The organism is Streptomyces sp. NRRL S-31, from assembly GCF_000718775.1.
In the GTDB taxonomy this organism is placed as follows: Bacteria; Actinomycetota; Actinomycetes; order Streptomycetales; family Streptomycetaceae; genus Streptomyces.
The window spans coordinates 65,569-86,365 of sequence record NZ_JOCB01000012.1 but is presented as its reverse complement, the minus strand read 5'-3'; the positions used below and the strand labels follow the sequence as shown (position 1 = coordinate 86,365).

18 protein-coding genes are annotated in these 20,797 nt (G+C 73.6%); 4 read left to right on the top strand and 14 right to left on the bottom strand.

Annotation, left to right across the window (positions count from 1 at the left end; genetic code table 11):
- Positions 1 to 12: 12 nt before the first annotated feature.
- Entirely contained in the window at positions 13 to 1,227 is a 1,215-nt protein-coding gene (locus IF37_RS0107440) for an MFS transporter (protein ID WP_030738084.1), read from the top strand.
- Here the strand turns inward: IF37_RS0107440 and IF37_RS0107435 are convergent.
- Positions 1,187 to 1,645 carry a thioesterase family protein gene (locus IF37_RS0107435; RefSeq protein ID WP_030738083.1) on the bottom strand — a complete coding sequence of 153 codons (459 nt, stop codon included), beginning with the start codon at positions 1,643 to 1,645 and terminating at the stop codon, positions 1,187 to 1,189. The genes IF37_RS0107440 and IF37_RS0107435 overlap by 41 nt on opposite strands.
- A 130-nt stretch (positions 1,646 to 1,775) precedes the next feature.
- Positions 1,776 to 3,032, bottom strand: coding sequence for an alginate lyase family protein (locus IF37_RS0107430; protein WP_030738081.1), 1,257 nt, complete (start codon positions 3,030 to 3,032; stop codon positions 1,776 to 1,778).
- Between the two features lie 133 nt (positions 3,033 to 3,165).
- On the opposite strand from IF37_RS0107430, the gene IF37_RS0107425 reads away from it, so the two are divergent.
- Positions 3,166 to 4,569 carry a uracil-xanthine permease family protein gene (locus tag IF37_RS0107425; RefSeq protein WP_030738079.1) on the top strand — a complete coding sequence of 468 codons (1,404 nt, stop codon included), beginning with the start codon at positions 3,166 to 3,168 and terminating at the stop codon, positions 4,567 to 4,569.
- Between the two features lie 77 nt (positions 4,570 to 4,646).
- On the top strand, positions 4,647 to 5,333 hold the full coding sequence (locus tag IF37_RS0107420; protein WP_030738077.1) for a DUF5995 family protein: 687 nt from the start codon (positions 4,647 to 4,649) through the stop codon (positions 5,331 to 5,333).
- 73 nt (positions 5,334 to 5,406) lie between these two features.
- Here the strand turns inward: IF37_RS0107420 and IF37_RS0107415 are convergent, their stop codons facing one another.
- The 11 genes from IF37_RS0107415 to fmt form a co-directional block, all read right to left on the bottom strand.
- Positions 5,407 to 7,119: an NAD(P)/FAD-dependent oxidoreductase gene (locus tag IF37_RS0107415; protein ID WP_030738075.1), complete on the bottom strand. Its 1,713-nt coding sequence runs from the start codon at positions 7,117 to 7,119 to the stop codon at positions 5,407 to 5,409.
- Positions 7,120 to 7,184: 65 nt separating this feature from the next.
- Positions 7,185 to 7,973, bottom strand: coding sequence for a carbon-nitrogen hydrolase family protein (locus tag IF37_RS0107410; protein WP_030738073.1), 789 nt, complete (start codon positions 7,971 to 7,973; stop codon positions 7,185 to 7,187).
- 501 nt (positions 7,974 to 8,474) lie between these two features.
- A complete protein-coding gene (locus tag IF37_RS0107405) occupies positions 8,475 to 8,927 on the bottom strand; it encodes an Lrp/AsnC family transcriptional regulator (RefSeq protein WP_030620185.1) in 453 nt (150 codons plus the stop codon).
- A gap of 27 nt (positions 8,928 to 8,954) precedes the next feature.
- On the bottom strand, positions 8,955 to 10,442 hold the full coding sequence (locus tag IF37_RS0107400; protein ID WP_030738069.1) for an amino acid permease: 1,488 nt from the start codon (positions 10,440 to 10,442) through the stop codon (positions 8,955 to 8,957).
- Between the two features lie 349 nt (positions 10,443 to 10,791).
- Positions 10,792 to 12,234, bottom strand: a complete 1,443-nt coding sequence (locus IF37_RS0107395) for a GuaB1 family IMP dehydrogenase-related protein (RefSeq protein ID WP_030738066.1) — start codon at positions 12,232 to 12,234, stop codon at positions 10,792 to 10,794.
- Between the two features lie 101 nt (positions 12,235 to 12,335).
- Positions 12,336 to 12,695 (bottom strand): barstar family protein, encoded by a 360-nt coding sequence (locus IF37_RS0107390; RefSeq protein ID WP_030738064.1) that lies wholly within the window; start codon positions 12,693 to 12,695, stop codon positions 12,336 to 12,338.
- Complete coding sequence (locus tag IF37_RS0107385) at positions 12,692 to 13,051, bottom strand: ribonuclease domain-containing protein (RefSeq protein ID WP_253915674.1); 360 nt, start codon at positions 13,049 to 13,051, stop codon at positions 12,692 to 12,694. Before IF37_RS0107385 ends, IF37_RS0107390 begins: the two co-directional genes overlap by 4 nt.
- A gap of 125 nt (positions 13,052 to 13,176) precedes the next feature.
- Entirely contained in the window at positions 13,177 to 14,220 is a 1,044-nt protein-coding gene (locus IF37_RS0107380; protein WP_030738059.1) for a sugar-binding transcriptional regulator, read from the bottom strand.
- A gap of 90 nt (positions 14,221 to 14,310) precedes the next feature.
- Entirely contained in the window at positions 14,311 to 14,997 is a 687-nt protein-coding gene (gene rpe / locus IF37_RS0107375; protein ID WP_030738054.1) for a ribulose-phosphate 3-epimerase, read from the bottom strand.
- A 125-nt stretch (positions 14,998 to 15,122) separates the two neighbouring features.
- A complete protein-coding gene (locus IF37_RS0107370; protein WP_030738051.1) occupies positions 15,123 to 16,541 on the bottom strand; it encodes an RsmB/NOP family class I SAM-dependent RNA methyltransferase in 1,419 nt (472 codons plus the stop codon).
- A gap of 81 nt (positions 16,542 to 16,622) precedes the next feature.
- The gene (gene fmt / locus IF37_RS0107365) at positions 16,623 to 17,555 is read right to left on the bottom strand and encodes a methionyl-tRNA formyltransferase (RefSeq protein WP_030738048.1); all 933 of its coding nucleotides are present in this window, start codon (positions 17,553 to 17,555) and stop codon (positions 16,623 to 16,625) included.
- 215 nt (positions 17,556 to 17,770) lie between these two features.
- Between fmt and IF37_RS0107360 the strand changes: the two genes are divergently transcribed.
- Positions 17,771 to 18,313 carry a hypothetical protein gene (locus tag IF37_RS0107360; RefSeq protein ID WP_030738046.1) on the top strand — a complete coding sequence of 181 codons (543 nt, stop codon included), beginning with the start codon at positions 17,771 to 17,773 and terminating at the stop codon, positions 18,311 to 18,313.
- Between the two features lie 203 nt (positions 18,314 to 18,516).
- On the opposite strand, the gene IF37_RS0107355 is transcribed toward IF37_RS0107360, so the two are convergent.
- On the bottom strand, positions 18,517 to 20,676 hold the full coding sequence (locus IF37_RS0107355) for a primosomal protein N' (protein WP_030738043.1): 2,160 nt from the start codon (positions 20,674 to 20,676) through the stop codon (positions 18,517 to 18,519).
- Between the last annotated feature and the right edge of the window lie 121 nt (positions 20,677 to 20,797).

Sequence of the window (20,797 nt, the reverse complement as noted above, 5' to 3'; positions counted from 1 at the left end):
AGGGACCAGGAGATGAGTGACGTGAACCTCGCGCGTGCCGGTGTCGTGCGCGCCCGGTATGCCGTGGCGGCCGTGTTCGCCGTGCACGGCGCGGTGACCGGATCGTTCGCGACACGCGTGCCGTGGGTCCAGGAGCACACCTCGCTGGGCGCCGGGCAGCTGGGGTTCGCGCTGGCCTTCACGGCGCTCGGCGCCTCGTGCGCGATGCCGCTGGCGGGCCGGATCAGCCACCGCTTCGGCAGCCGCGACGCCCTGCGCGGGCTGCTGGCGCTGTGGACGCTGTCCCTGGTGCTGCCGTCGGTCGCGCCGAACCTGGTGACCCTGTGCCTGGCGATGTTCGTCTACGGCGCGTCCGCCGGCATGGCCGATGTCGCGATGAACGCGCTCGGCGTGGAGATCGAGCGGCTGCTCGGCAAGTCGATCATGTCGGGGCTGCACGGCATGTGGAGCGCGGGCGCGCTGATCGGCTCGGCGGCCGGCACCCTCGCCGCGCACCTCGGCGCGGACGCGCGCCTGCACTTCGCGCTCGCCGCGGCCGTCCTCACCGTGCTCGGTTTCCTGGCCTGCGCCTGGGTGCTGGACCTCAAGCCCGCCGAGGACGAGGAGCCGCCCCCGCGGTTCGCGCTGCCGCCGCGCTCCGCGCTGCTGATCGGCGCGGTCGGCTTCTGCGCGGTGTTCGCCGAGGGCGCGAGCCTGGACTGGTCGGCGGTGTTCCTGCGGGACCGGCTGGACACCTCGGCCGGGCTGGCGGCCGCCTCCACGACCGGATTCATGCTGACCATGGCGGTGGCCCGGATCGTCGGGGACGCGGCGGTGAACCGCTTCGGCGCGGTGCGCGCCGTGCGGGCCGGCGGTGTGCTGGCGGTACTGGGCGGACTGCTGATCGTGTCCGCCGGGCACCCGGCGGTGGCGATGGCCGGGTTCGCGTTGATGGGGCTCGGCATCGCGGTGGTCGTACCGCTCTGCTTCGCGGCGGCCGGGCACGCCGGCCCCAACCCCAGCCAGGCCATCGCGGGCGTCGCGACCATCACCTACACCTCGGGGCTGATCGCGCCGAGCCTGATCGGCGGGGTGGCCCAGGCGACCAGCCTGATGGTGTCCTTCTGCGTGGTGACGGCGCTGGCTGGCGGGCTGGTGCTGTGCGCGGGCGTGCTGCGCGCCGCCGAGCGCGGGGGCCGCGCGGAGGTCAGTCCGCGGGACGCAGCAGTGCCCGGCCCGCGCTCCTGAAGGTCTCGCTCCAGGGCGCCGGGCGCATGGTCGCCGGGTCCAGCCGGACCAGCACCCGGGTGCCCCGGGCGTAGGTCTCGGTCCCGTCGGCCGAGCAGAACCGGAAGCCGTACGTCAGCCCGGTGGTGCCGAGCCGTTCCAGCCAGAGGTGGACGGCGTAGGCGCCGGGGCGGGTGACGGGTGCCTCGTAGCCGATGCGCAGTTCGCGGACCGCGTTGCAGGCGTCACCGGCCGCCGCCCAGTCGCCGTCGAAGCGGACGCCGTGCTCGTTCCACAGTTCGGTCCAGGCGCGCTCGACCATCAGCGGATAGCGGGCGTTGTGCAGCAGCCCGAGCGCGTCGAGGTCGTCGAAGTGGACGGTGACGGGTATCAGCCGGCCGTGCGGAACGGCGGGGGCGGTCGGGGCTTCGGCGGTCACGGGAGGGACTCCTGAGCGTCGCTGGCGGGGTGGCGGCACCCCCGTACAGCACCATACTAAGCGACCGCTCAGCACCCCGGCCGGGAAGCCCCCCAGGTCAGCGGCCGGGAAGCCCCGGGGCCGGCGGAGGTCAGCCCGTGATCGAGTCCAGTTGTTCCGCGGCGGGCCGCAGCGCCCAGAGGTCTCCCCCGGGCGGCGCCTGGAGCCGCGGCACGGCCGCCTTCGCCGCCGCGTCACCGGCGTCGGCCGCCGCGTGCACGACGTCCGTCGCCGCGTACCGGTGGAACTCCGGCTCCGGGTGCGGCCAGGCGGCGGCCCCGGTCGCGGCCGGCAGCAGATAGCCGACCGCCCTGGACAGGCTCTGCCCGTCCGGCCCCCGGTACGCCCAGAGGTCCACGCCCACGTGCCGGCCGATGGCCGCGAGCCGGACGTGGGCGACCAGGTCGAACGTCGAGTAGTGCCAGCTGCGGGTGCGGGCCAGTTCCTGGGGCTGGCCGCCGTCGGCCGCGATCTGCCGGGCGATCCGCCCGTCGCCCGCGGCGAGCACGGTCCGCCGGGCCAGGGCGGTGTCGCCGGTGGCGTAGGCGAGGGCGGCCAGTTGCAGGTCGAAGAAGGTGCCGTGGTTGTTGGCGGCGGCGCCCTCCTGCCTGCCGAAGTCGCTGTTCTCCAGCCAGTCGAGGAACTTCTCGTTCCACTCGCCCATCGCGGTGCGGTCCGCGTCCGTCCAGCCGGGGGCGCCGGTGGCGAGGATCGCCTGCGCGTCCAGCACGCTGGTGTACGACTGCGAGAAGTCGATGATCCCGATGGCCCGGCCGTCGTGGGCGCACGGGATGGACTGGGCGTGCTCCAGGTCGGGGTTCATGCGCGTGGCCGGGTCCAGGAACCAGGTGCGCAGGATGCGCCCGGCCCGCTCGGCGTAGTCGCGCCTGCCCGTGTAGTACCAGGCCAGCGAGAGGTCGTAGGCCGAGTCGAAGACCTTCTCCGCCTCCTGGCGGTCGGTGCCGCTGTCCACCTCCGGATTGCGCTGCCCGTCACGCTGGACGTAGGGGCAGCCCCAGGGGTTGTCGGGGGTGGGGGCGGTCGTCGGCCACCAGTAGGGGGCCTGGCTGAGGTACTCGTGCACGTCGCCGCCGGGGGCGGGCCGCGGCTTGTCGACGACCGTCCAGGGGCCCTGGCCCAGCCAGGCGTCCGCGCGGGCGGTCAGCCCGGCGACCGCCCGCCGCAGCTCCGGGTCGCGGGCCGCGCGGGCCCGGGTCTGCTGGAGGCGGGCGCCGTCGAGGACGGCGGTGCGCGGGGGCCGGGGCGCGGCGTGCGCGGACGGGACGAGCGCGGCCCCGAACGTCAGCACCGCGGCCAGCAGTACGGCCGCGCGCGGTCTTCCCCTCATCGGGCACTCCGATCTGCCGAGGTCGGATATGTGAACGTAGTTCATGAGTGGGACCGTGTGAGCGTAAAGCCGCTCGTTACCCCTGACAATGGTCCGGACCGTCTTCACGCACTTGAGAAAGCGAAACCCCACCATGGACCTCGGCGTGCGCTGGAAGCTGCACGGTGACGGGCGCACGCCCGCCCCCGGAGCGGTGGTACGCCCCGACGAACGGCTCTCCTGGCCCCGTACCGTGGGCCTGGGGGCCCAGCACGTGGTGGCGATGTTCGGAGCATCCTTCGTCGCCCCGGTATTGATGGGCCTGGACCCCAACCTCGCGATCATGATGTCCGGTGTCGCCACCGCGATCTTCCTGCTCGCCACCCGCGGCCGGGTACCGAGCTACCTCGGCTGCTCCCTGTCGTTCGTCGGCGTGGCCGCCGTCATCCGCGCCCAGGGCGGTACGAGCGCGACGGTGACCGGCGCGGTCCTCGTCGTCGGCGCCGTGCTGTTCCTGGTCGGCCTCGCGGTCCAGCGCTTCGGCGCGCGGATCATCCACGCCGCCATGCCGCCGATCGTCACGGGCGCGGTCGTCATGCTGATCGGCTTCAACCTGGCCCCCGTGACCGCGTCCACCTACTGGCCGCAGGACCAGTGGACCGCCCTGCTGGTGATGCTCTTCACCGGTCTGGCGGTCGTCTGTCTGCGCGGATTCTGGTCGCGCATCGCGATCTTCCTCGGCCTGGTCTTCGGGTACGGCATCTCCTGGGCGTTCGACCGGGTCTTCGGCAAGATCCACTCGATGAGCCCGAGCGGCAAGGTCACCGATCACTGGCGGCTGGACCTCTCCGGCGTCTCCAAGGCCGACTGGATCGGCCTGCCGCACTTCCACGGGCCCTCGTTCCAGTGGTCCGCGGTCCTGGTCGCGCTGCCGGTGGTCATCGCGCTGGTCGCGGAGAACGCGGGCCATGTCAAGGCGGTCGGCGAGATGACCGGCGACCCGCTGGACGACAAGCTCGGCACGGCGATCTCCGCGGACGGTGTCGCCTCCGTGCTGTCGACGGCCGTGGGCGGTCCGCCGAACACCACGTACTCGGAGAACATCGGTGTGATGGCCGCGACCCGCGTCTACTCCACCGCCGCCTACTGGGCCGCCGCCGGCTTCGCGCTGCTCTTCGGCGTCTGCCCGAAGTTCGGCGCGATCGTGGCCGCGATCCCGGGCGGGGTCCTCGGCGGCATCACCGTCATCCTGTACGGCATGATCGGCCTGCTCGGTGCCCAGATCTGGCTCAACGCCAAGGTGGACCTGCGCAACCCGCTGAACCTGGTGCCGGCCGCCGCGGGCATCATCATCGGCGTCGGCAACGTCAGCATGAAGTTCACCGACAACTTCTCGCTCAGCGGCATCGCCCTCGGCACCCTGGTCGTCATCACCGGCTACCACGCGCTGCGCGCCTTCGCCCCGGCCCATCTGAAGGGGCAGGAGCCGCTGCTGGACGAGGGCACCTCCTCCTACGACGCGGAGGCGGACGCCCGGGCGCCGCACCCCGAGCCGTAGCCCGGCGTTCCCCCGTTCCGGCGAAGCACCGGGCCGGTCGGCACGCCGGCCGGCCCCGGGCTGGGACGCTTCCCCCCATGGCGCAGACCGCTCACCCCACCACCCCCGTCGACGCCGTCGTGGCACGGATGCGCGCGCTCGACGCGGCCCTGCCCGCACGGGACGGCGTCGCCGTGTTCAACCGGGTCTACCTCGCCGTCACCGAGGAGGTCGGCCGGCGGCTGGCCGTCGGGGAGTTCCCGGACCCGCGTGCGGCGAGCACGCTGGACGTGCGGTTCGCCGAGCGGTACCTGGCGGCGGTCGACGCGGTCGCCGCGGACCGCCGCCCGCCCGCCTGCTGGCGGCCCCTGTTCCAGCTCCGCCGCCATCCCGGGGTACGGCCCCTCCAGTTCGCGCTGGCCGGCATCAACGCGCACATCGGGCACGACCTGGCGCTGGCCGTGGTCGACACCTGCCGGGCCCTCGACTGCGAACCGGCCGATCTGGAGGACGAGTTCGACCGGGTCGGCGAACTCCTCGTGGCGCTGGAGGAGCGCATCCGCGAGGACCTGATGCCGGGCCCGGATCTGCTCCAGATCGCCGACCCGCTCACCCACCTGCTGGGCTCGTGGAGCCTGGAGCGGGCCCGCGACGCGACCTGGGCGGCGGCCCGGGCGCTGTGGGCGCTGCGGCAGTGCTCCGGGGTCGTCGAGGAGTTCACCGAACGGCTGGACGCGGCGGTGGGTTTCGCGGGCCGGATGCTGCTGACCCCGCTCGCCGGCTGACGCGGGCGGCCGAACGGCGCGGGACGGCCGGAGTCCCGGACCGGCCGGCCGCGCCCCGCCCCCCCTTGCGGGGTCAGTCCTCGGGAAGCTCCACCGGTGCGATCTCGTCGTAGACGTCACCCGGGCCGGGGTTCGCCGCGTCGGTCTCGCCGCCGAAGTGGCGCATGACGCCCCAGACCGCGTTCAACGCGGTCTGGACCGCGCCCTCGGCCCAGCCGGCCGTCCAGGAGATGTCGTCGCCGGCGAGGAAGATGCCCCGCTTGTCCTCGGGCAGCCGGTCCTGCATGAAGTGCGTGAACAGGCGCCGCTGGTAGCGGTAGTGGCCCGGCAGGTTGGCCTTGAACGCGCCCATGAAGTAGGGCTCGTTCTCCCAGGAGACCGTCACCGGGTTGCCGATGATGTGCTTCCTGATGTCGACGTTCGGGTAGATCTCGCCGAGCGACTTCAGCATGACCTCCATCCGCTCGTTCGCGGACAGCGGCAGCCACTTCAGGCTGTCGTCGGCCCAGGTGTAGGACAGGCAGATCACGGCGGGCTTGTCCGGACCGTCGTCCAGCAGGTACGTGCCGCGGGTCATGCGGTCGGTGAGCGTCATCGACATGACGTCCCGGCCGGTCGGGTTCCCCTGGTCGTCGACGGCCTTGTCCAGCCAGAACGGCCGGTCCACCGGGACGAAGAGCTTCGAGGACTCCATGTAGTGGGTGCGCTCGATCGCGGTCCAGTGGTCGATCGGGAAGAGCGAGTCGTCGCAGGCGATCTTGGACAGCAGCATCCAGGACTGGGCGGTGAAGATCGCCGCCTGGTAGGTGCGGATGTCGCCGTTCGCGTCCGTCACGGTGATCCGGTTGCCCGCGGTGCGATGCAGCCGGGTCACGGCCGGCCTGGGCTCGCCGTCCACGTGCAGCGACTTCAGCGAGGTGCCGTAGGGCCAGTGGACGATCTTCTCCGGCTCCCGCTCCCACAGGCGCAGCGGCAGCTGCTGGGAGCCGCCGACGATGCCGCGGTGGTGGTCGTCGGCCTCGGTGTAGACGACGCGCAGGATCTCCAGGATCGAGTTCGGGAAGTCGGTGTCCCAGCCGCCGGTGCCGAAGCCGACCTGGCCGAAGATCTCGCGGTGCCGGAAGGACTTGAACGCCTCGGAGTCGCAGAGGAAGCCGTAGAAGGTCTGGTTGTCGAGCTTCTCGACCAGCTTCGACCAGATCTCGCGGATGCGCGGGACGTCCCGCTCGCGCATCGCCCGGTTCATGTCGGAGAAGTCGGCGCCCTCCTCCAGGCACCGGTTCCAGGCGTCGGCGACGTCCCGGTACACCTGGGGCAGGTCGTCGATGTTCTCGGCGTAGTGCGACTCGCCCTTGAGGTCCACCACGGTCGAGGGGGTGGCCTCGGCCAGCGGGTTCGGGAACGACCGCGTCTCGAGGCCCACCATGTCGATGTAGTGCTGGAGGGCGGTGGAGGACGGCGGGAAGCGCATCGCGCCCATCTCGGCGGTCAGCGACTCGGCACAGCCCTCGAAGCCGACCGTGCGGAGCCGGCCGCCGATCTGGTCGGCCTCGTAGACGACGGGCTTGAGGCCCATCTTCATCAGCTCATAGGCGGCCACGATGCCGGACAGACCGCCGCCGATGATCGCGACCTCGGTGCCGTGCTCGGTCGCCGGGACCTGGCCGAGGCCCGCCGGGTGGGCGAGGAAGTCGTCGTAGGCGTAGGGGAAGTCCGGGCCGAACATGGTGATCGGCGGCTGCTGCTCGTCGGTGTGCTCGACGGCGTTGGGCACCGTGGACGTCATGGGGTACGGACTCCTTGCACGTGCGGGAAGAGGGGGAGGCTGGTGCGGCCGCTCGGTGGCGGGACTCAGACGAGGGACCCGTACAGACCGGGGCGGCGGTCCTTCAGGTACGGGTTGTCCTCCCGGGAGGCGGCCAGGAAGGCGGGGTCGGCGTCGGCGACCACCAGTTGCTCGGCGCGGCCGGCCCGGGTGCGGGCGACACCGTCGGGACCGGCGAGCACGGAGAGCCCGACGAACTCGAACTCCCCCTCCTGGCCGACCCGGTTGACGTACGCGACGTACATCTGGTTCTCGAAGGCGCGCACCGGGATCATCGACTCGGCGACGAACTGGAAGGGGTGCATCTGCGCGGTCGGCACGACGAGGAGGTCGGTGCCGGCCAGCGCGTGGGCGCGTACGTTCTCCGGGAACTCGACGTCGTAGCAGATCAGCAGGCCCACGGTCAGACCGTTCAGCTCGGCCTGGACGACCTGCTGTCCGCCCGGGGTGAAGTGGTCGCGCTCGAAGCAGCCGAAGAGGTGGGTCTTGCGGTAGTTCGCGAGCCGGGTGCCGTCGGCGGAGATCAGCTGGGCGGAGTTGTGGACGCGTTCGCCGTCGCGCTCCGGGTAGCCGTAGGCGACGGCCAGTCCGTGCCGGGTGGCGATCTCGGCGACCGCGTCGGCGGCGTCGCCGTCGGCGGGCTCGGCCAGGCGGGCGATGTCGTCGCCGATCGCGTACCCGGTGAGGAACATCTCCGGCGCGGCCAGCAGCCCCGCGCCCTGGGCGGCGGCCCGGCCCGCCGCCTCGTCGAGGACCTTGAGGTTCTCGGCGATCGAACCGGGGTGGCCGGAGCTCTGGAGCAGGGCGCTGCGCATGCTGATTCCTCACCGGAACGGGGGGTTTGGGGGGCCAGGAAGAAGGTACGGTCGGCGCGCGCGGCCGGACAAGCAGGAGCCGTTGCGCGCCGGTGCGCGGTTCGTTGCGTGGACCGGGGGGCGGGCGGCGATTCGTTGCGCGTCCGGCCCGCCTGCCGTGCCGGACGCGGTGCTCGCCGGTCGGAACGTCTGGCGGGACGCCTGGGGGGATGACTGAGGGGATGCCTGAGGGGATGCCTGGCGGTACGGGGCGCGGCCGGGCAGGGTCGGGCCCGGGGAGGTGACGGGGAAGCCACGAGAGAAGTCACGCGGGAGGGAGACGGGCGCGAAGGACGGCGGAACAGCGGCCGGGGCGTGCCGACCGGTGCCCCGGGCAGGGCGTTCACGGCCGGTCGCGCGAGGAGCCGCGCGAGGAGCCGCGACGCACCCGCGGCAGGTGCGGGACAGCGCGGTCGCGGCCGGTGCGGGGCGGCGCGCCCCGGGCCGCGAGCCTCCCCTCCCCTACCCCGGCGCCCCGGAGGAGAAGCGGCGGAGCAGGGGGGAGAGCACCAGGACCGACTTGGTCCGCTCCACGAACGGCTCTCCGGCGATCCGCTCCAGGACCCGTTCGAAGTGGCGCATGTCGGAGGCGAAGACCTGCGCGATGGCATCCGCGTCGCCGGTGACGGTGGACGCGGCCACGACCTCCTGGTACCGCTCCAGGCCCCGCTGGATCGTCTCCGGGGACGTGTTGCTCCGGCAGTAGATCTCGATGTACCCCTCGGTCTCCCAGCCGAGCGCCGCCGGGTCCACCCGGACGGTGAATCCGGTGATGGCCCCGGTGGCCCGCAGCCGGTCCACGCGCCGCTTCACCGCGGGCGCGGACAGACCGATCAGCTGCCCGATGTCCGCGTAGGAGCGGCGGGCGTCCTCGGCGAGGGCGTGCACGATGCGTTCGTCGAGATCGTTCAGCACAGGGGGTGGTTCACTTCTTCGGTCCGGTCACTTCTCTGCCGCCGCCGCGAGGTCGTCACCGGTCGCGAGGCGGGAACGGCGATAGCCGTACAGGAAGTAGAACACGAGACCCGCGGCCATCCAGCATCCGAAGACCACCCAGGTCACGGTGTCGAGACTGAACATGTTGTACGCGCAGAACAGGAAGCCCAGCACCGGCAGGACGGGCCCGAACGGCACCCGGAACGTGCGGTCCATGTCCGGCCGCCGGTACCGCAGCACGATGACCGCGACGTTGACCAGCGCGAAGGCGAACAGTGTGCCGATGCTGGTGGCGTCGACGAGCTTGCCCAGCGGGATCAGGGCGGCGAGCACCCCGCAGAACAGGGAGACGATCACCGTGTTGAGGCGGGGGGCGCCGGTCTTCGCGTGCACCTTGCCGAGCGCCCGGGGCACCAGGCCGTCGCGGGACATCGCGAAGAGGATGCGGGTCTGGCCGTAGAGCACGGTGAGCACCACGCTGGCGATGGAGATGACCGCGCCCAGGGCGAGCATGGTGCCCCAGAAGGTCTGGCCGGTGACATCGTTCATGATCGCGGCGAGGGCGGCCTCCGAGCCGTCGAACTTCTTCCAGTTCCAGGCGCCGACGGCGACACCCGCGACGAGCACGTACAGCACCGTCACGATGATCAGCGACAGCATGATCGCCCGCGGCAGGTCCCGCTTCGGGTCCTTCGCCTCCTCACCGGCCGTGGAGGCGGCGTCGAAGCCGATGTAGGAGAAGAACAGCGTGGCACCGGCGGCGCTGACCCCGGTCATGCCGAGCGGCATGAAGTCGCGGTAGTTGCCGGACTTGAAGCCCATGAAGCCGACCGCGCAGAACAGCACCAGCGCGGCGATCTTCACACAGACCATGACCGTGTTGGCGCGGGCGGACTCCCGTGCGCCGCCGAGCAGGAACACCATCGCCAGCAGGACGACGATCAGGGCGGGCAGGTTGATGATGCCGCCCTCGCCCGGCGCCGAGGACAGCGCGGCGGGGATGGTGACGCCGATGGTGCCGTCGAGCAACTCGTTCAGGTACTCGCCCCAGCCGACGGCGACGGCGGCCACCGACACGCCGTACTCCAGGACCAGACACCAGCCGCAGACCCAGGCGACCAGCTCGCCCAGGGTTGCGTACGCATACGAGTAGGACGAGCCGGCGACCGGGATGCTGCCCGCCAGTTCGGCGTAGGACAGCGCCGAGAACAGCGCCGTGAGACCGGCGATCACGAAGGCCAGGGTGACCGCGGGACCGGCCTTGGGGACGGCGTCGCCGAGGACGACGAAGATGCCGGTGCCGAGGGTGGCACCAATGCTGATCATGGTCAGCTGCCAGAGTCCGAGGGACCGCCGCAGCTGCCCTCCCTCACCCTGGCCGCCCTCCGCGACCAGGCGTTCCACGGGCTTACGACGCATCAGGCGCGTGGCGACGCCCAGGGACGCGGGGGCGGCCGGTATCTCGTTGTGCGGGGGTGCGCCGTGGTCGAGCACGTGCTGGCTCCTTCTCGCTGCCGGTCGGTTGCGGGGCGGGCCGGCATGGCGCCGGCCCTCGCGAACGGGGACCGGTGGGCCTGCGAAGGCAGGGACCCACCGAGCGGAGTCCCCGCCACGCCACGTACTAGCGCAGCACCCTATGAGGCCGGGCTTCACGAGCGTAATGCAGCAACCTTGCGCATGCCCGCACGATCATTGCGTTCATGGGGCCGGGGTGACACATCGTTGCGCGCGGGGTGTCGACCGTTGCGCGGTGCCCGGACGCCGACGGCCCCCGCCGTTCCGGGCGAGGGAACGACGGGGGCCGTGGGAAGGGCGCGGGAGGCCGGCTCCCGCTGGTGGGAGGTCAGCTCCAGCTGGCGTGCAGCGGCTTGCCCTCGGCGTAGCCGGCGGCGCTCTGGATGCCGACGATCGCCTTCTCGGCGAACTCCTCCAGGGAGGCGGCACCGGCGTAGGTGCAGGAGGAGCGGACGCCCGCGATGATCGAGTCGATCAGGTCCTCCACGCCCGGACGGGCCGGGTCCAGGAACATCCGGGAGGTGGAGATGCCCTCCTCGAACAGCGCCTTGCGGGCGCGGTCGTACGCCGACTCCTCCGAGGTGCGGTTGCGGACCGCCCGCGCGGACGCCATGCCGAAGGACTCCTTGTACGCCCGCCCCTTGGCGTCGTGCTGGAGGTCGCCCGGCGACTCGTAGGTGCCCGCGAACCAGGAGCCGACCATCACGTTGGACGCGCCGGCCGCGAGGGCCATGGCCACGTCGCGCGGGTGGCGGACACCGCCGTCGGCCCACACGTGCTTGCCGTACTTCTTCGCCTCGGCGGCGCACTCCAGGACGGCGGAGAACTGCGGCCGGCCGACGCCGGTCATCATCCGGGTGGTGCACATGGCACCCGGTCCCACGCCGACCTTGATGATGTCGGCGCCCGCCTCGACGAGGTCCTTCACACCCTCGGCGGAGACGATGTTGCCGGCCACGATCGGCACCTGCGGGTCGAGCGCCCGCACCACCCGGACCGCGCTGATCATCGACTCCTGGTGGCCGTGCGCGGTGTCGATGACGATGGTGTCGACGCCCGCGTCGAGCAGCTGCTTGGCCTTGCCCGCCACATCGCCGTTGATGCCGACGGCGGCGGCGATCCGCAGCCTGCCGGCCGCGTCCACGGCGGGGGTGTACAGCGTGGCGCGCAGGGCGCCCTTGCGGGTCAGGATGCCGGCGAGCCTGCCGTCCTCGTCCACGGCCGGGGCGTAGCGGCGGTTGTGCTGGTCGAGGGTGTTGAAGGCCTCGCGCGGGTCTATGCCGGCGTCCAGCAGCAGCAGGTCCTTGGACATGACCACTTCGAGCTGGGTGAAGCGGTCGACGCCGGACAGGTCGGCGTCGGTGACGACGCCGACGGGCCGCTGGTTCTCGTCCACGACGACACCGGCGTTGTGCGCCCGCTTGGGCAGCAGCGCGAGGGCGTCGGCGACGGTCTGGTGCGGCGCCAGCACGATAGGGGTGTCCAGCACCAGGTGACGGCTCTTCACCCAGGAGATCACGTCGGTGACGACGTCGATCGGGATGTCCTGCGGGATGACCACGAGGCCGCCGCGGCGGGCCACCGTCTCGGCCATGCGGCGGCCGGCGATGGCGGTCATGTTCGCGACGACGAGGGGGATGGTGGTGCCCGTCCCGTCCGGTACGGAGAGGTCCACGCCCTGACGCGAGCCCACCGCGGAGCGGCTCGGCACCATGAACACGTCGTCGTACGTCAGGTCGTACGCGGGCTGGATGTCATTGAGAAAACGCACGTGCTGCACATCCCAGTCGATCAGAGGTGACCCCCCGACGGGTGCGCCAGGGGGAAAGAGCACGTACTTCATTGTCCCATGACGGGCCTGTTGTCCTCGCCTCACAGAACATCCAGGCCGGCGGGGGTCGCTTGGGAGGATCCTCCAAGGGCGAGGGAGACGGTGAGCGCCGGCGTGACGCCCATGGCGTGCTCGAACACCTCCCGGGCGGTCTCCCACTCCTCCGGCCGCGTCCGCGCGTACGCCTGCCAGTCCCGTACGACGAGCAGCAGCCCCCGGTCCGCGGCCTGCCCGGGCCAGACGGAGGGGTCGGACAGGGAGTCGGCCAGCGCGTCCCAGTTGCGGCCGAACCAGCCGGGCAGCGCCAGGGCCCGGGCGGCGCGGTCCATCAGACCGGCCTTGTCGGTGACGCCGTCGAGGTCGAGCGCGACCACGAAGCGGCCGGCCAGGTTGTCGCTCATCTCAGTACCGCCCGGAACGACTCGTAGTGATCATCGGTGTAGTAGGTCTCCCCGCCCTCGCCGGTGACGACGCGCCGGGCCCCGCGGTCGCGCGAGCCGGGCGTCGGCACCGTGTACTCGTGGTAGTAGCCGCGCCGCTCCCGGGGCAGGCGCCGTTCGAAGTTGCCGAACACGATGCCGTCCCTGGTGTACGGGAACGGGCCGCCCCGGTCGATGAGGGCGAGGGTCTCGCGGGCCTCGGCCGGGAGCCGGGACGCCGGGACCGTGGCCATGCCCCGGGCCCAGGCCGGGGTGGACGTGGCCGCGCGGGGAGCGGTCCCGGTGTCCGCCGGGGACGCGCAGCCCGCCAGCAGCACGGAGAGGCAGACCAGCAGCCCCGCGAGCAGCCGGGGGACGGACCGGACGAGCGGGACCCGGGACCTGAGGGGCGCACGGCTGCCACGGCCCTCCCGTCACGACGGCACCGCGACCCGCGACCCGGTCAGATGCCGTCCGGGTCCGCGCGGCTCAGCGCCGGCTTCGGCGTCGGGCCCGCCGTCAGCAGGTAGTCGGCGGCCGAGGTGTCGGTCACCAGGCTGGTGACCAGCCCGGAGCGGAGCACCGCGTCGATCGCGGCGGCCTTGCGCTGCCCGCCCGCGATCGCCACGACCTCCGGGATACGGCGCAGCTGGTCGGCCTTGACCGTGATGCACCGCTCCCCCAGGTCCCGCCCGATCCGGCGCCCGTCGGCGTCGAAGAGGTGGGCCGACATCTCCGCCGCGACACCGAGCGAGGCGTAGTGCGCGCGCTCGCTGTCGCTGAGCATGTCGTGCACGGTCGAGATGCCCGGCTCCCAGGAGCCGATGGAGACACAGGCGACCGTGACCTTGTCGAAGTACTCGAAGGCCCGGGCGATCCCGGTCTGGCTGCGCAGCGCCACCGCGGTGGCCGCGTCCGGCAGCAGCATCGGCGCGTAGATGGGGTGGGCGTCGCCGCCCGACACCTGGGCGGCCCGGCGGACGGCCTCCACCGAACCGCGCTCGGCGGTCCCGGCGTCGTAGACACCCGTCAGCTGCACCACCGTGCACGGCGGCAGCCGGTCGAGCGCCGCCGCCATGTGGATGGTGGACCGGCCCCAGGCCAGCCCGAGCACGTCGCCCTCGTTGACCAGCTCGCCGAGCAGGTCCGCGGCGACTTCGCCGAGGTTCTCGGGGTCGGGGGTCTCCTCGGCCTCGGCCGGGGACTCGACCACGACGGCGTGCCGCAGGCCGTAGCGGGCGCGGAGCGCGTCGGAGCGCTCGGCGTCCAGCTCGGCCGGGACGCGGATCTCGATGCGTACGAGATCCCGTTCGAGGGCCGTCTCCAGGACCCGGGCCACCTTGAAGCGGCTGACGCCGAACTCCTCCGCGATCTGGATCTTGGACTTGCCCTCGAGGTAGAAGCGGCGGGCCATGGCCGCCGCCTGCACCAGCTCAGCGGGTCCCATCCGCATGGCTGACCGGCCCGCCGACATACCCGACACGGCGATCTCCTCACTGCTGTTCACACTCTGGATTCGCCGTTCATCCTTGCAGATCCGGCGCGGCTGATCCGCCCTGATGGGCGCCGTTCTCTTAACCGTTCACTTGGCCTTGGCTCAGTGGTCGCATGCCCAGGACGCCTTGGCGGTGACCGCCTCCGCCTGCCCGCGCAGCGCGCGCACGGCCTCCGCGGGGTCCTTCGCACCATAGACCGCCGAGCCCGCGACGAACACGTCCGCTCCGGCGTCCGCGCACTGCTCGATCGTCGAGGCCGAGACACCGCCGTCGACCTGGAGCCACAGCTCCAGACCGTGCTTCTTGATCAGCTCACGGGTGCGGCGGATCTTCGGCAGCATGATGTCGAGGAACGCCTGGCCGCCGAAACCCGGCTCGACCGTCATGATCAGCAGCATGTCGAGTTCCGGCAGCAGGTCCTCGTACGGCTCGATCGGCGTCGCGGGCTTCAGCGCCATCGAGGCGCGGGCACCCTTCGCGCGGATCTCCCGGGCGAGCCGCACCGGGGCGGCGGCGGCCTCCACGTGGAAGGTGACCGACGAGGCGCCCGCCTCGACGTACCCGGGCGCCCACCGGTCGGGGTCCTCGATCATCAGATGGCAGTCCAGGGGGGTGTCCGTCGCACGGGCCAGGGACTCCACGACCGGCACACCGAGGGTGAGGTTCGGGACGAAGTGGTTGTCCATGACGTCGACGTGGAGCCAGTCGGCGCCTTGGACCGCCTTGGCCTCCTCCGCCAGGCGGGCGAAGTCGGCGGACAGGATGCTGGGGTTGATCTGAACGGCCATGACCCAAGCCTGCCATGCCGCCGCGCCGGGCTGTAGCGCCGGTCCACGGGTTGTGCGCCGGCCGCCGGCCCGGCGGGGCCGGCCGGGCCGCTCCCGGCACCCCCGGGCGGGCGTCCCCGGCTCTGTTACGCGGTTCTCCGGATCAGCGCCAGGTACATCGCGTCCGTGCCGTGGATGTGCGGCCACAGCTGGATGTCGGGGCCCTCGCCCAGGTCCGGTACGCCGGGGAGCAGAGGGCGGGCGTCGATCAGCTCGGCGTCCGGGTGCTGCTTGAGCACGTCGGCGACGACGGCGCGGGTCTCCGCCAGGTGCGGGGAACAGGTGGCGTAGCCGACGACCCCGCCGACGCGCACCGAGTCCAGGGCGGTGCGCAGCAGGGAGCGCTGGAGCGGGGCGAAGTTGTCCAGGTCCTCGGGGCGGCGCCGCCAGCGGGCCTCGGGGCGGCGGCGCAGGGCGCCGAGACCGGTGCAGGGGACGTCCATCAGCACCCGGTCGAAGGAGCCGGGGCGCCACGGCGGCCGGGTGCCGTCGGCGGCGATGACCTGGTACGGCCCCGGGTTGCCGTGCAGCGCCTTCTCGACCAGGCCGGCCCGGTGCGGCTGCTTCTCGGAGGCGAGCAGCACGGCGCCGCGCTCGGCGGCGAGGGCGCCGAGCAGCGCGGCCTTGCCACCGGGTCCGGCGCACCCGTCGAGCCACTTCCCGTCGGGCCCGTCCAGCGGGGCGTTCGCCAGCGCGAGGGCGACCAGCTGGCTGCCCTCGTCCTGCACCCCGGCCCGCCCCTCGCGCACGGCCTCGACCGCGCCCGGCTCACCGCCCTCCGCGAGCCGTACGGCATACGGCGACCAGCGGCCGGGCACGGCGGCGTCCTCGCGCAGCAGTTCCTCGGCGGTGGCCCGGCCGGGCCGGGCGACGAGCGTCACCTCGGGCCGCTCGTTGTCCGCCGCCAGCAGCTCCTCGATGCCGGCCCGGCCGCCGCCGAGGGAGTCCCAGAGCGCGGAGACCACCCAGCGCGGGTGCGAGTGCACGACGGCGAGATGGTCCTCGGGGTCCTCGTCGTACGGCGGCGCGACCTTCTCGATCCATTCCTGGAGGTCGTCCCGCGCGACCTTGCGGAGCACGGCGTTGACGAACTTTGCCCGCCCGTCGCCGAGCACCACCCGCGCCAGCTCGACCGAGGCCGAGACGGCGGCGTGGGTCGGGATGCGGGTGCCGAGCAACTGATGGACGCCCAGGCTCAGCACGTCCAGCACCGGCGGGTCGACCTCGCGCAGCGGCCGGTCGACACAGGCGGCGATGACGGCGTCGTAGGTGCCCTGCCGGCGCAGGGTGCCGTACACCAGCTCGGTGGCGAGCGCGGCGTCCCGGGTGTCGAAGTCGCCGTTCTCGCGGGCCTTCCGCAGCAGCGGGGGCAGCACGAGGTTGGCGTACGCGTCCCGCTCGTCCACCGCGCGCAGCGCTTCGAAGGCCAGGATGCGGACGGGGTCCCGCTGGGGACGGCGGTAGGGCTTGGCGGGCCGGCGCGGCGGCCGGGACTGCTCGCTCACGAAAAAGGTGCTCCGGGTGTGAAGAAGGGCGATGCGCCTCCAGCCTACGTCGGCGCGTCCCGGTCCCGGCCGTCCGGGTCGTCAGCCGCCCAGCGTCTCGGTCTCCGCGATGCGCACCCCGCGGGCCCAGTCGGCCGCGCGCATCGGCTTCTTGCCCTGGGCCTGTACCCAGAGCAGCTCGACGGCGTGCGAACCGGTGCCCACGTGCACGCTGTTCTTGCCCACCGCGAGCCGGCCGGGCGCGAGGTCCGTGCGCTCGGGCACCGGCGCGACCTGGACGAGCTTGAGGCGCTCGCCGCGGAAGACGGTCCACGCGCCGGGCGCCGGGGTGCAGCCGCGCACCACCCGGTCGACGCGCAGCGCGGGCGCCGCCCAGTCCACCCGGGCGTCCTCGACGGTGATCTTCGGCGCGAGGGTGATGCCCTCGGCGGGCTGCGGTACGGCCTCCAGCGTGCCGTCCTCGATGCCGTCCATGGTCGCGGCGAGCAGCCCGGCGCCCGCGTAGGCGAGCCGGGTGAGCAGGTCACCGCTGGTGTCGGTGGGGCGGACCCGCTCGGTCACGGTGCCGTAGACGGGCCCGGAGTCGAGCCCTTCCTCGATGAGGAAGGTGGACGCCCCGGTGATCTCGTCGCCCGCCATGACGGCGTGCTGCACGGGCGCGGCGCCGCGCCAGGCGGGCAGCAGCGAGAAGTGCAGGTTGACCCAGCCGCGGGCCGGGACGTCCAGGGCGACCCTGGGCAGCAGGGCGCCGTAGGCGACGACCGGGCAGCAGTCCGGGGCGATCTCCCGCAGCCGCTCGAGGAACTCCGGGTCCCGCGGCTTGACCGGCTTCAGCACTTCGATGCCGGCCTCCTCCGCCCGCTCGGCCACGGGCGACGCGACCAGCCTGCGCCCGCGCCCGGCCGGCGCGTCGGGCCGCGTGACGACGGCGGCCACTTCGTGCCGCCCGGAGGCGATCAGGGCGTCCAGAGCGGGAACGGCGACCTCGGGGGTACCGGCGAAGACGAGCTTCATGGGCGGGAACGGGCCTCTCGGGCGGGGGTCGGGCGGGCAGCGCACCAGTCTATGACCATGGACGGCGCGTGGGTGGGCGACCGGCGTACGCACATGCCCGTACGCCCCCACCGCGTGACCAGCGGAGCGCAAGCGCGTTGGTCAAGAGAGAGTTGACCACACCGGGCCGCTTGCGCGGCCCGATTCCTTTCAACGCCGGTTCGAGAGGCTTGTTCATGGCCGACCACGCAACCCACGACGCCCAGGCCCGGGCCAGCCTGCACTTGCTGGTGCGGGACATCGAGCGGGTCCGCCGGCAGGTGGACGCGCTGCGTACGCTCACCGCCCAGCTGGGCAACGTCTACCGCCCGCGCCGCTCCGGCCCGTCCACGGGCTTCGTCGTCTACGGGCGTGCCCCCGCCCCGACGGTGCGCCTCGCCCAGGAACTCCGGGACAGTGTGGAGACCCTGGTCACGGCCGCCGTGGACTTCGACCGCTCGCTCGGCTTCTCGTGGGACGCGGTGGGCTCGGCGCTCGGGGTCACCAAGCAGGCGGTGCACCGCCGGTACGGCGCCCGCCGCGCCGCGGCCCAGACGGTGACCGAGGCCGAGCGGGCGCCGGAGCCATCCGGCACCCGTACGCTCAACGTGACCGCGGGGCTGCCCCCGGTGCCGACGGTTCCGGCGGCCCGCTCCATGCCCACCCAGCCGACCGCGGGCAGCCCGGCCCTGCGCGACGACCCCCGCCCGACGGCCTTCCCCAGCCCGCGCAACGGCTGACACCGCTTCCGCCCCGCCCTCCCGCTGCCACCGGGAGGGCAGCCGTGTGCCGGGCACATGTCCCGCCCGGGACGCACCACCGCCGAACCCCCGGGCCCGGGCCGGGACCCCGGCGCACTCACCCGGGACAGAGCCGCCCACACCGGGGCCTCACACCTCGGTGGCGTACAGCCGTCGGCGGGTGTGCCGCCGGACACCGTGGTTCAGCCGATGTCCGGTGGGTCGATCCGGACCCGGACCTGGTCCTCGCCGCCCCGGGCCATGCGCGCGGCCTGCGCGGTCTTCAGGGCCGTGGCCAGCGCGGCGCCACTGCCCGGTGGTACGCGGACGAGCGCCCGCTCCCAGTGCTCGCCGGGCGGCGGCGCGCCGGGCCGGCGCGGGCGGCCGGGCGGCGGGGGCGGCAGCGGCACCGGGCCCAGCACCTCGGCGTCCGGCGGCAGTCCGGCGGCCGTCAGGAACTCGGCGACGGCCGCCGGCGGACCGGACACGGCCGCCATCCGGGACACCGGCGGGAAACCCAGCTCGGCACGCTCGCCCAGTTCCCGCACGGCGTGTCCGACCGGGTCCCAGCGCACCAGCGCCTGTACCGGCCGCAGGGTGGGCTCGGCCACCACCACCACGGTGCCGCCCTCGCCCTGGGGCCGCACCAGCGCGCCGGCCGCGATCCACCGGCGCAGCGCGTCCTCGCCGGCCCGCAGGTCGGGGCGGCCCAGCATGGCCCAGCCGTCCAGCAGCAGCGCCGCCGCGTAGCCGCCCTCGGCCACCGGTTCGGCGCCCGGTGTGCTGACGACCAGCGCCGGCGCGTCCGGGACGGTGTCCAGCACGTGCTCGCGCCCCGAGGTGCGCACCGGCACGGCGGGGAAGGCACGCCCCAGTTCCTCGGCGGTGCGGCGGGCGCCCACGACCTGGGCACGGAGCCGGAAGCCGCCGCACTCCGGGCAGTGCCAGGCGCTCTCCTCGCGCCCGCACCAGCCGCAGCGCAGGACGCCCCCGTCCTGCCCCTCCAGCGGCCCGGAGCAGTGCCGGCAGCGCGCGGGCGCCCGGCACTGGGCACAGGCCATCCGGGGCGCGTAGCCGCGCCGGGGAACCTGCACCAGCACCGGCCCGTGCCGCAGCCCCTCGCGGGCCGCCTGCCAGGCGAGGGTGGGCAGCCGGGCGGCGCGGGCGGCCTCGTCGCGCGCGAGGTCGGCGTCCCCGACCGTGCGGACCAGGGGGGCGGCTCGGCGCACCTGCTCGCGCCCGGCGACCAGCGGCCGGGCCCAGCCGCTCTCGACGAGCTGGGCGGCCTCGACGGTGCAGCTCCAGCCGCCCAGCAGGAAGGCGCAACCGTCCAGCGCGGCCCGCAGCAGGAGCACGTCGCGGGCGTGCGGCTGCGGGGCGTGCGGCTCGCTGTGGCTGTCGTCCCCGTCGTCCCAGATGGCGACGAGCCCCAGGTCCCGCACGGGGGCGAACATCGCGGCGCGGGTTCCGACGACGGCGCGCACGGAGCCGCGCCGCACCGCCAGCCACTGCGCGTACCGCTTCTCGGGGCCGGCGTCGGCGGTGAGCAGCGCGTGCCGTCCCGGGCCGAGCAGCGCGGTCAGCGCCGCGTCGACGCGCGCGGCGGCCCGTCCGTCGGGTACGACGACCAGGGCGCCGCGCCCGGAGGCGAGGGTGGCGGCGACGGCCCGGGCCAGTTCCTCGCTCCACTGCGGGCCGGGCAGCGCGTTCCACACGGCCCGGGGCGCCCCGTCGGAGGCCAGCGCGTCCAGGAAGGCGCCCCCGTGCTCGTACCGCGCCCAGGAGCCGGTGTCGGGGGCCGGCGGCGGAGGCAGCGGCGCCGGGGACGACCGCTGCTCGGCGCGGGCGTTGCGGGGCGGCACGGCCAGCTGGAGCACGTCGGCGAGGCTGCCCGCGTACCGGTCGGCGACGGCCCGCGCGAGAGCGAGCAGTTCCTCGCCCAGCACCCGCTCCGGCGACACGACCTGCGCGAGCGCGGCCAGCGGTCCGGAGTAGTCGGAGTCGGCCCGCCGTTCGACGAGGAAGCCGTCGATGAGCCCGCCGCCCTCCCGGCGCCCCTCGCGCACCCGGTGCCGGCCGGCCCCGAACCGCACCCGCACCCGCACGCCGGGCTGCGCCTGGGCGTCCAGCTCCTCGGGCACCGCGTAGTCGAAGTACCGGTCGAGGTGCAGCACACCCTTGTCGACCAGCACGCGCGCGACGGGCAGCTCCTTGGCTAGGGCGGCCCCCCGCCAGGTCCGTGGCTTGGCCCGCGGCACCTTCGCCTGCCGCACGCTCTCCCGGATGAGCGCGAGCTGCTCCGGCGGCGCCCCCTCGGCCCCGCCGTCCGCTGTCTCCCGGGACACCCCGTTCTCGCTGCTCACGCTTGCATTCTTACCAAACGCCACCGACAACGCCCGGCCGCCCGGGCACCGCCCGGGGCCCCGGGACGGCGGCGGCACGGCCCCCTCCACGGCGCGTACCGGGACGTGCCCGCCGGAACAC

Coding starts and splice junctions, on each gene's coding strand:
- IF37_RS0107440 (WP_030738084.1), top strand. CDS start 13: ATGAGTGACGTGAACCTCGCGCGTGCCGGTGTCGTGCGCGCCCGGTAT.
- IF37_RS0107430 (WP_030738081.1), bottom strand. CDS start 3,032: ATGAGGGGAAGACCGCGCGCGGCCGTACTGCTGGCCGCGGTGCTGACG.
- IF37_RS0107425 (WP_030738079.1), top strand. CDS start 3,166: ATGGACCTCGGCGTGCGCTGGAAGCTGCACGGTGACGGGCGCACGCCC.
- IF37_RS0107420 (WP_030738077.1), top strand. CDS start 4,647: ATGGCGCAGACCGCTCACCCCACCACCCCCGTCGACGCCGTCGTGGCA.
- IF37_RS0107415 (WP_030738075.1), bottom strand. CDS start 7,119: ATGACGTCCACGGTGCCCAACGCCGTCGAGCACACCGACGAGCAGCAG.
- IF37_RS0107410 (WP_030738073.1), bottom strand. CDS start 7,973: ATGCGCAGCGCCCTGCTCCAGAGCTCCGGCCACCCCGGTTCGATCGCC.
- IF37_RS0107390 (WP_030738064.1), bottom strand. CDS start 12,695: ATGAGCGACAACCTGGCCGGCCGCTTCGTGGTCGCGCTCGACCTCGAC.
- rpe (WP_030738054.1), bottom strand. CDS start 14,997: ATGGCCGTTCAGATCAACCCCAGCATCCTGTCCGCCGACTTCGCCCGC.
- fmt (WP_030738048.1), bottom strand. CDS start 17,555: ATGAAGCTCGTCTTCGCCGGTACCCCCGAGGTCGCCGTTCCCGCTCTG.
- IF37_RS0107360 (WP_030738046.1), top strand. CDS start 17,771: ATGGCCGACCACGCAACCCACGACGCCCAGGCCCGGGCCAGCCTGCAC.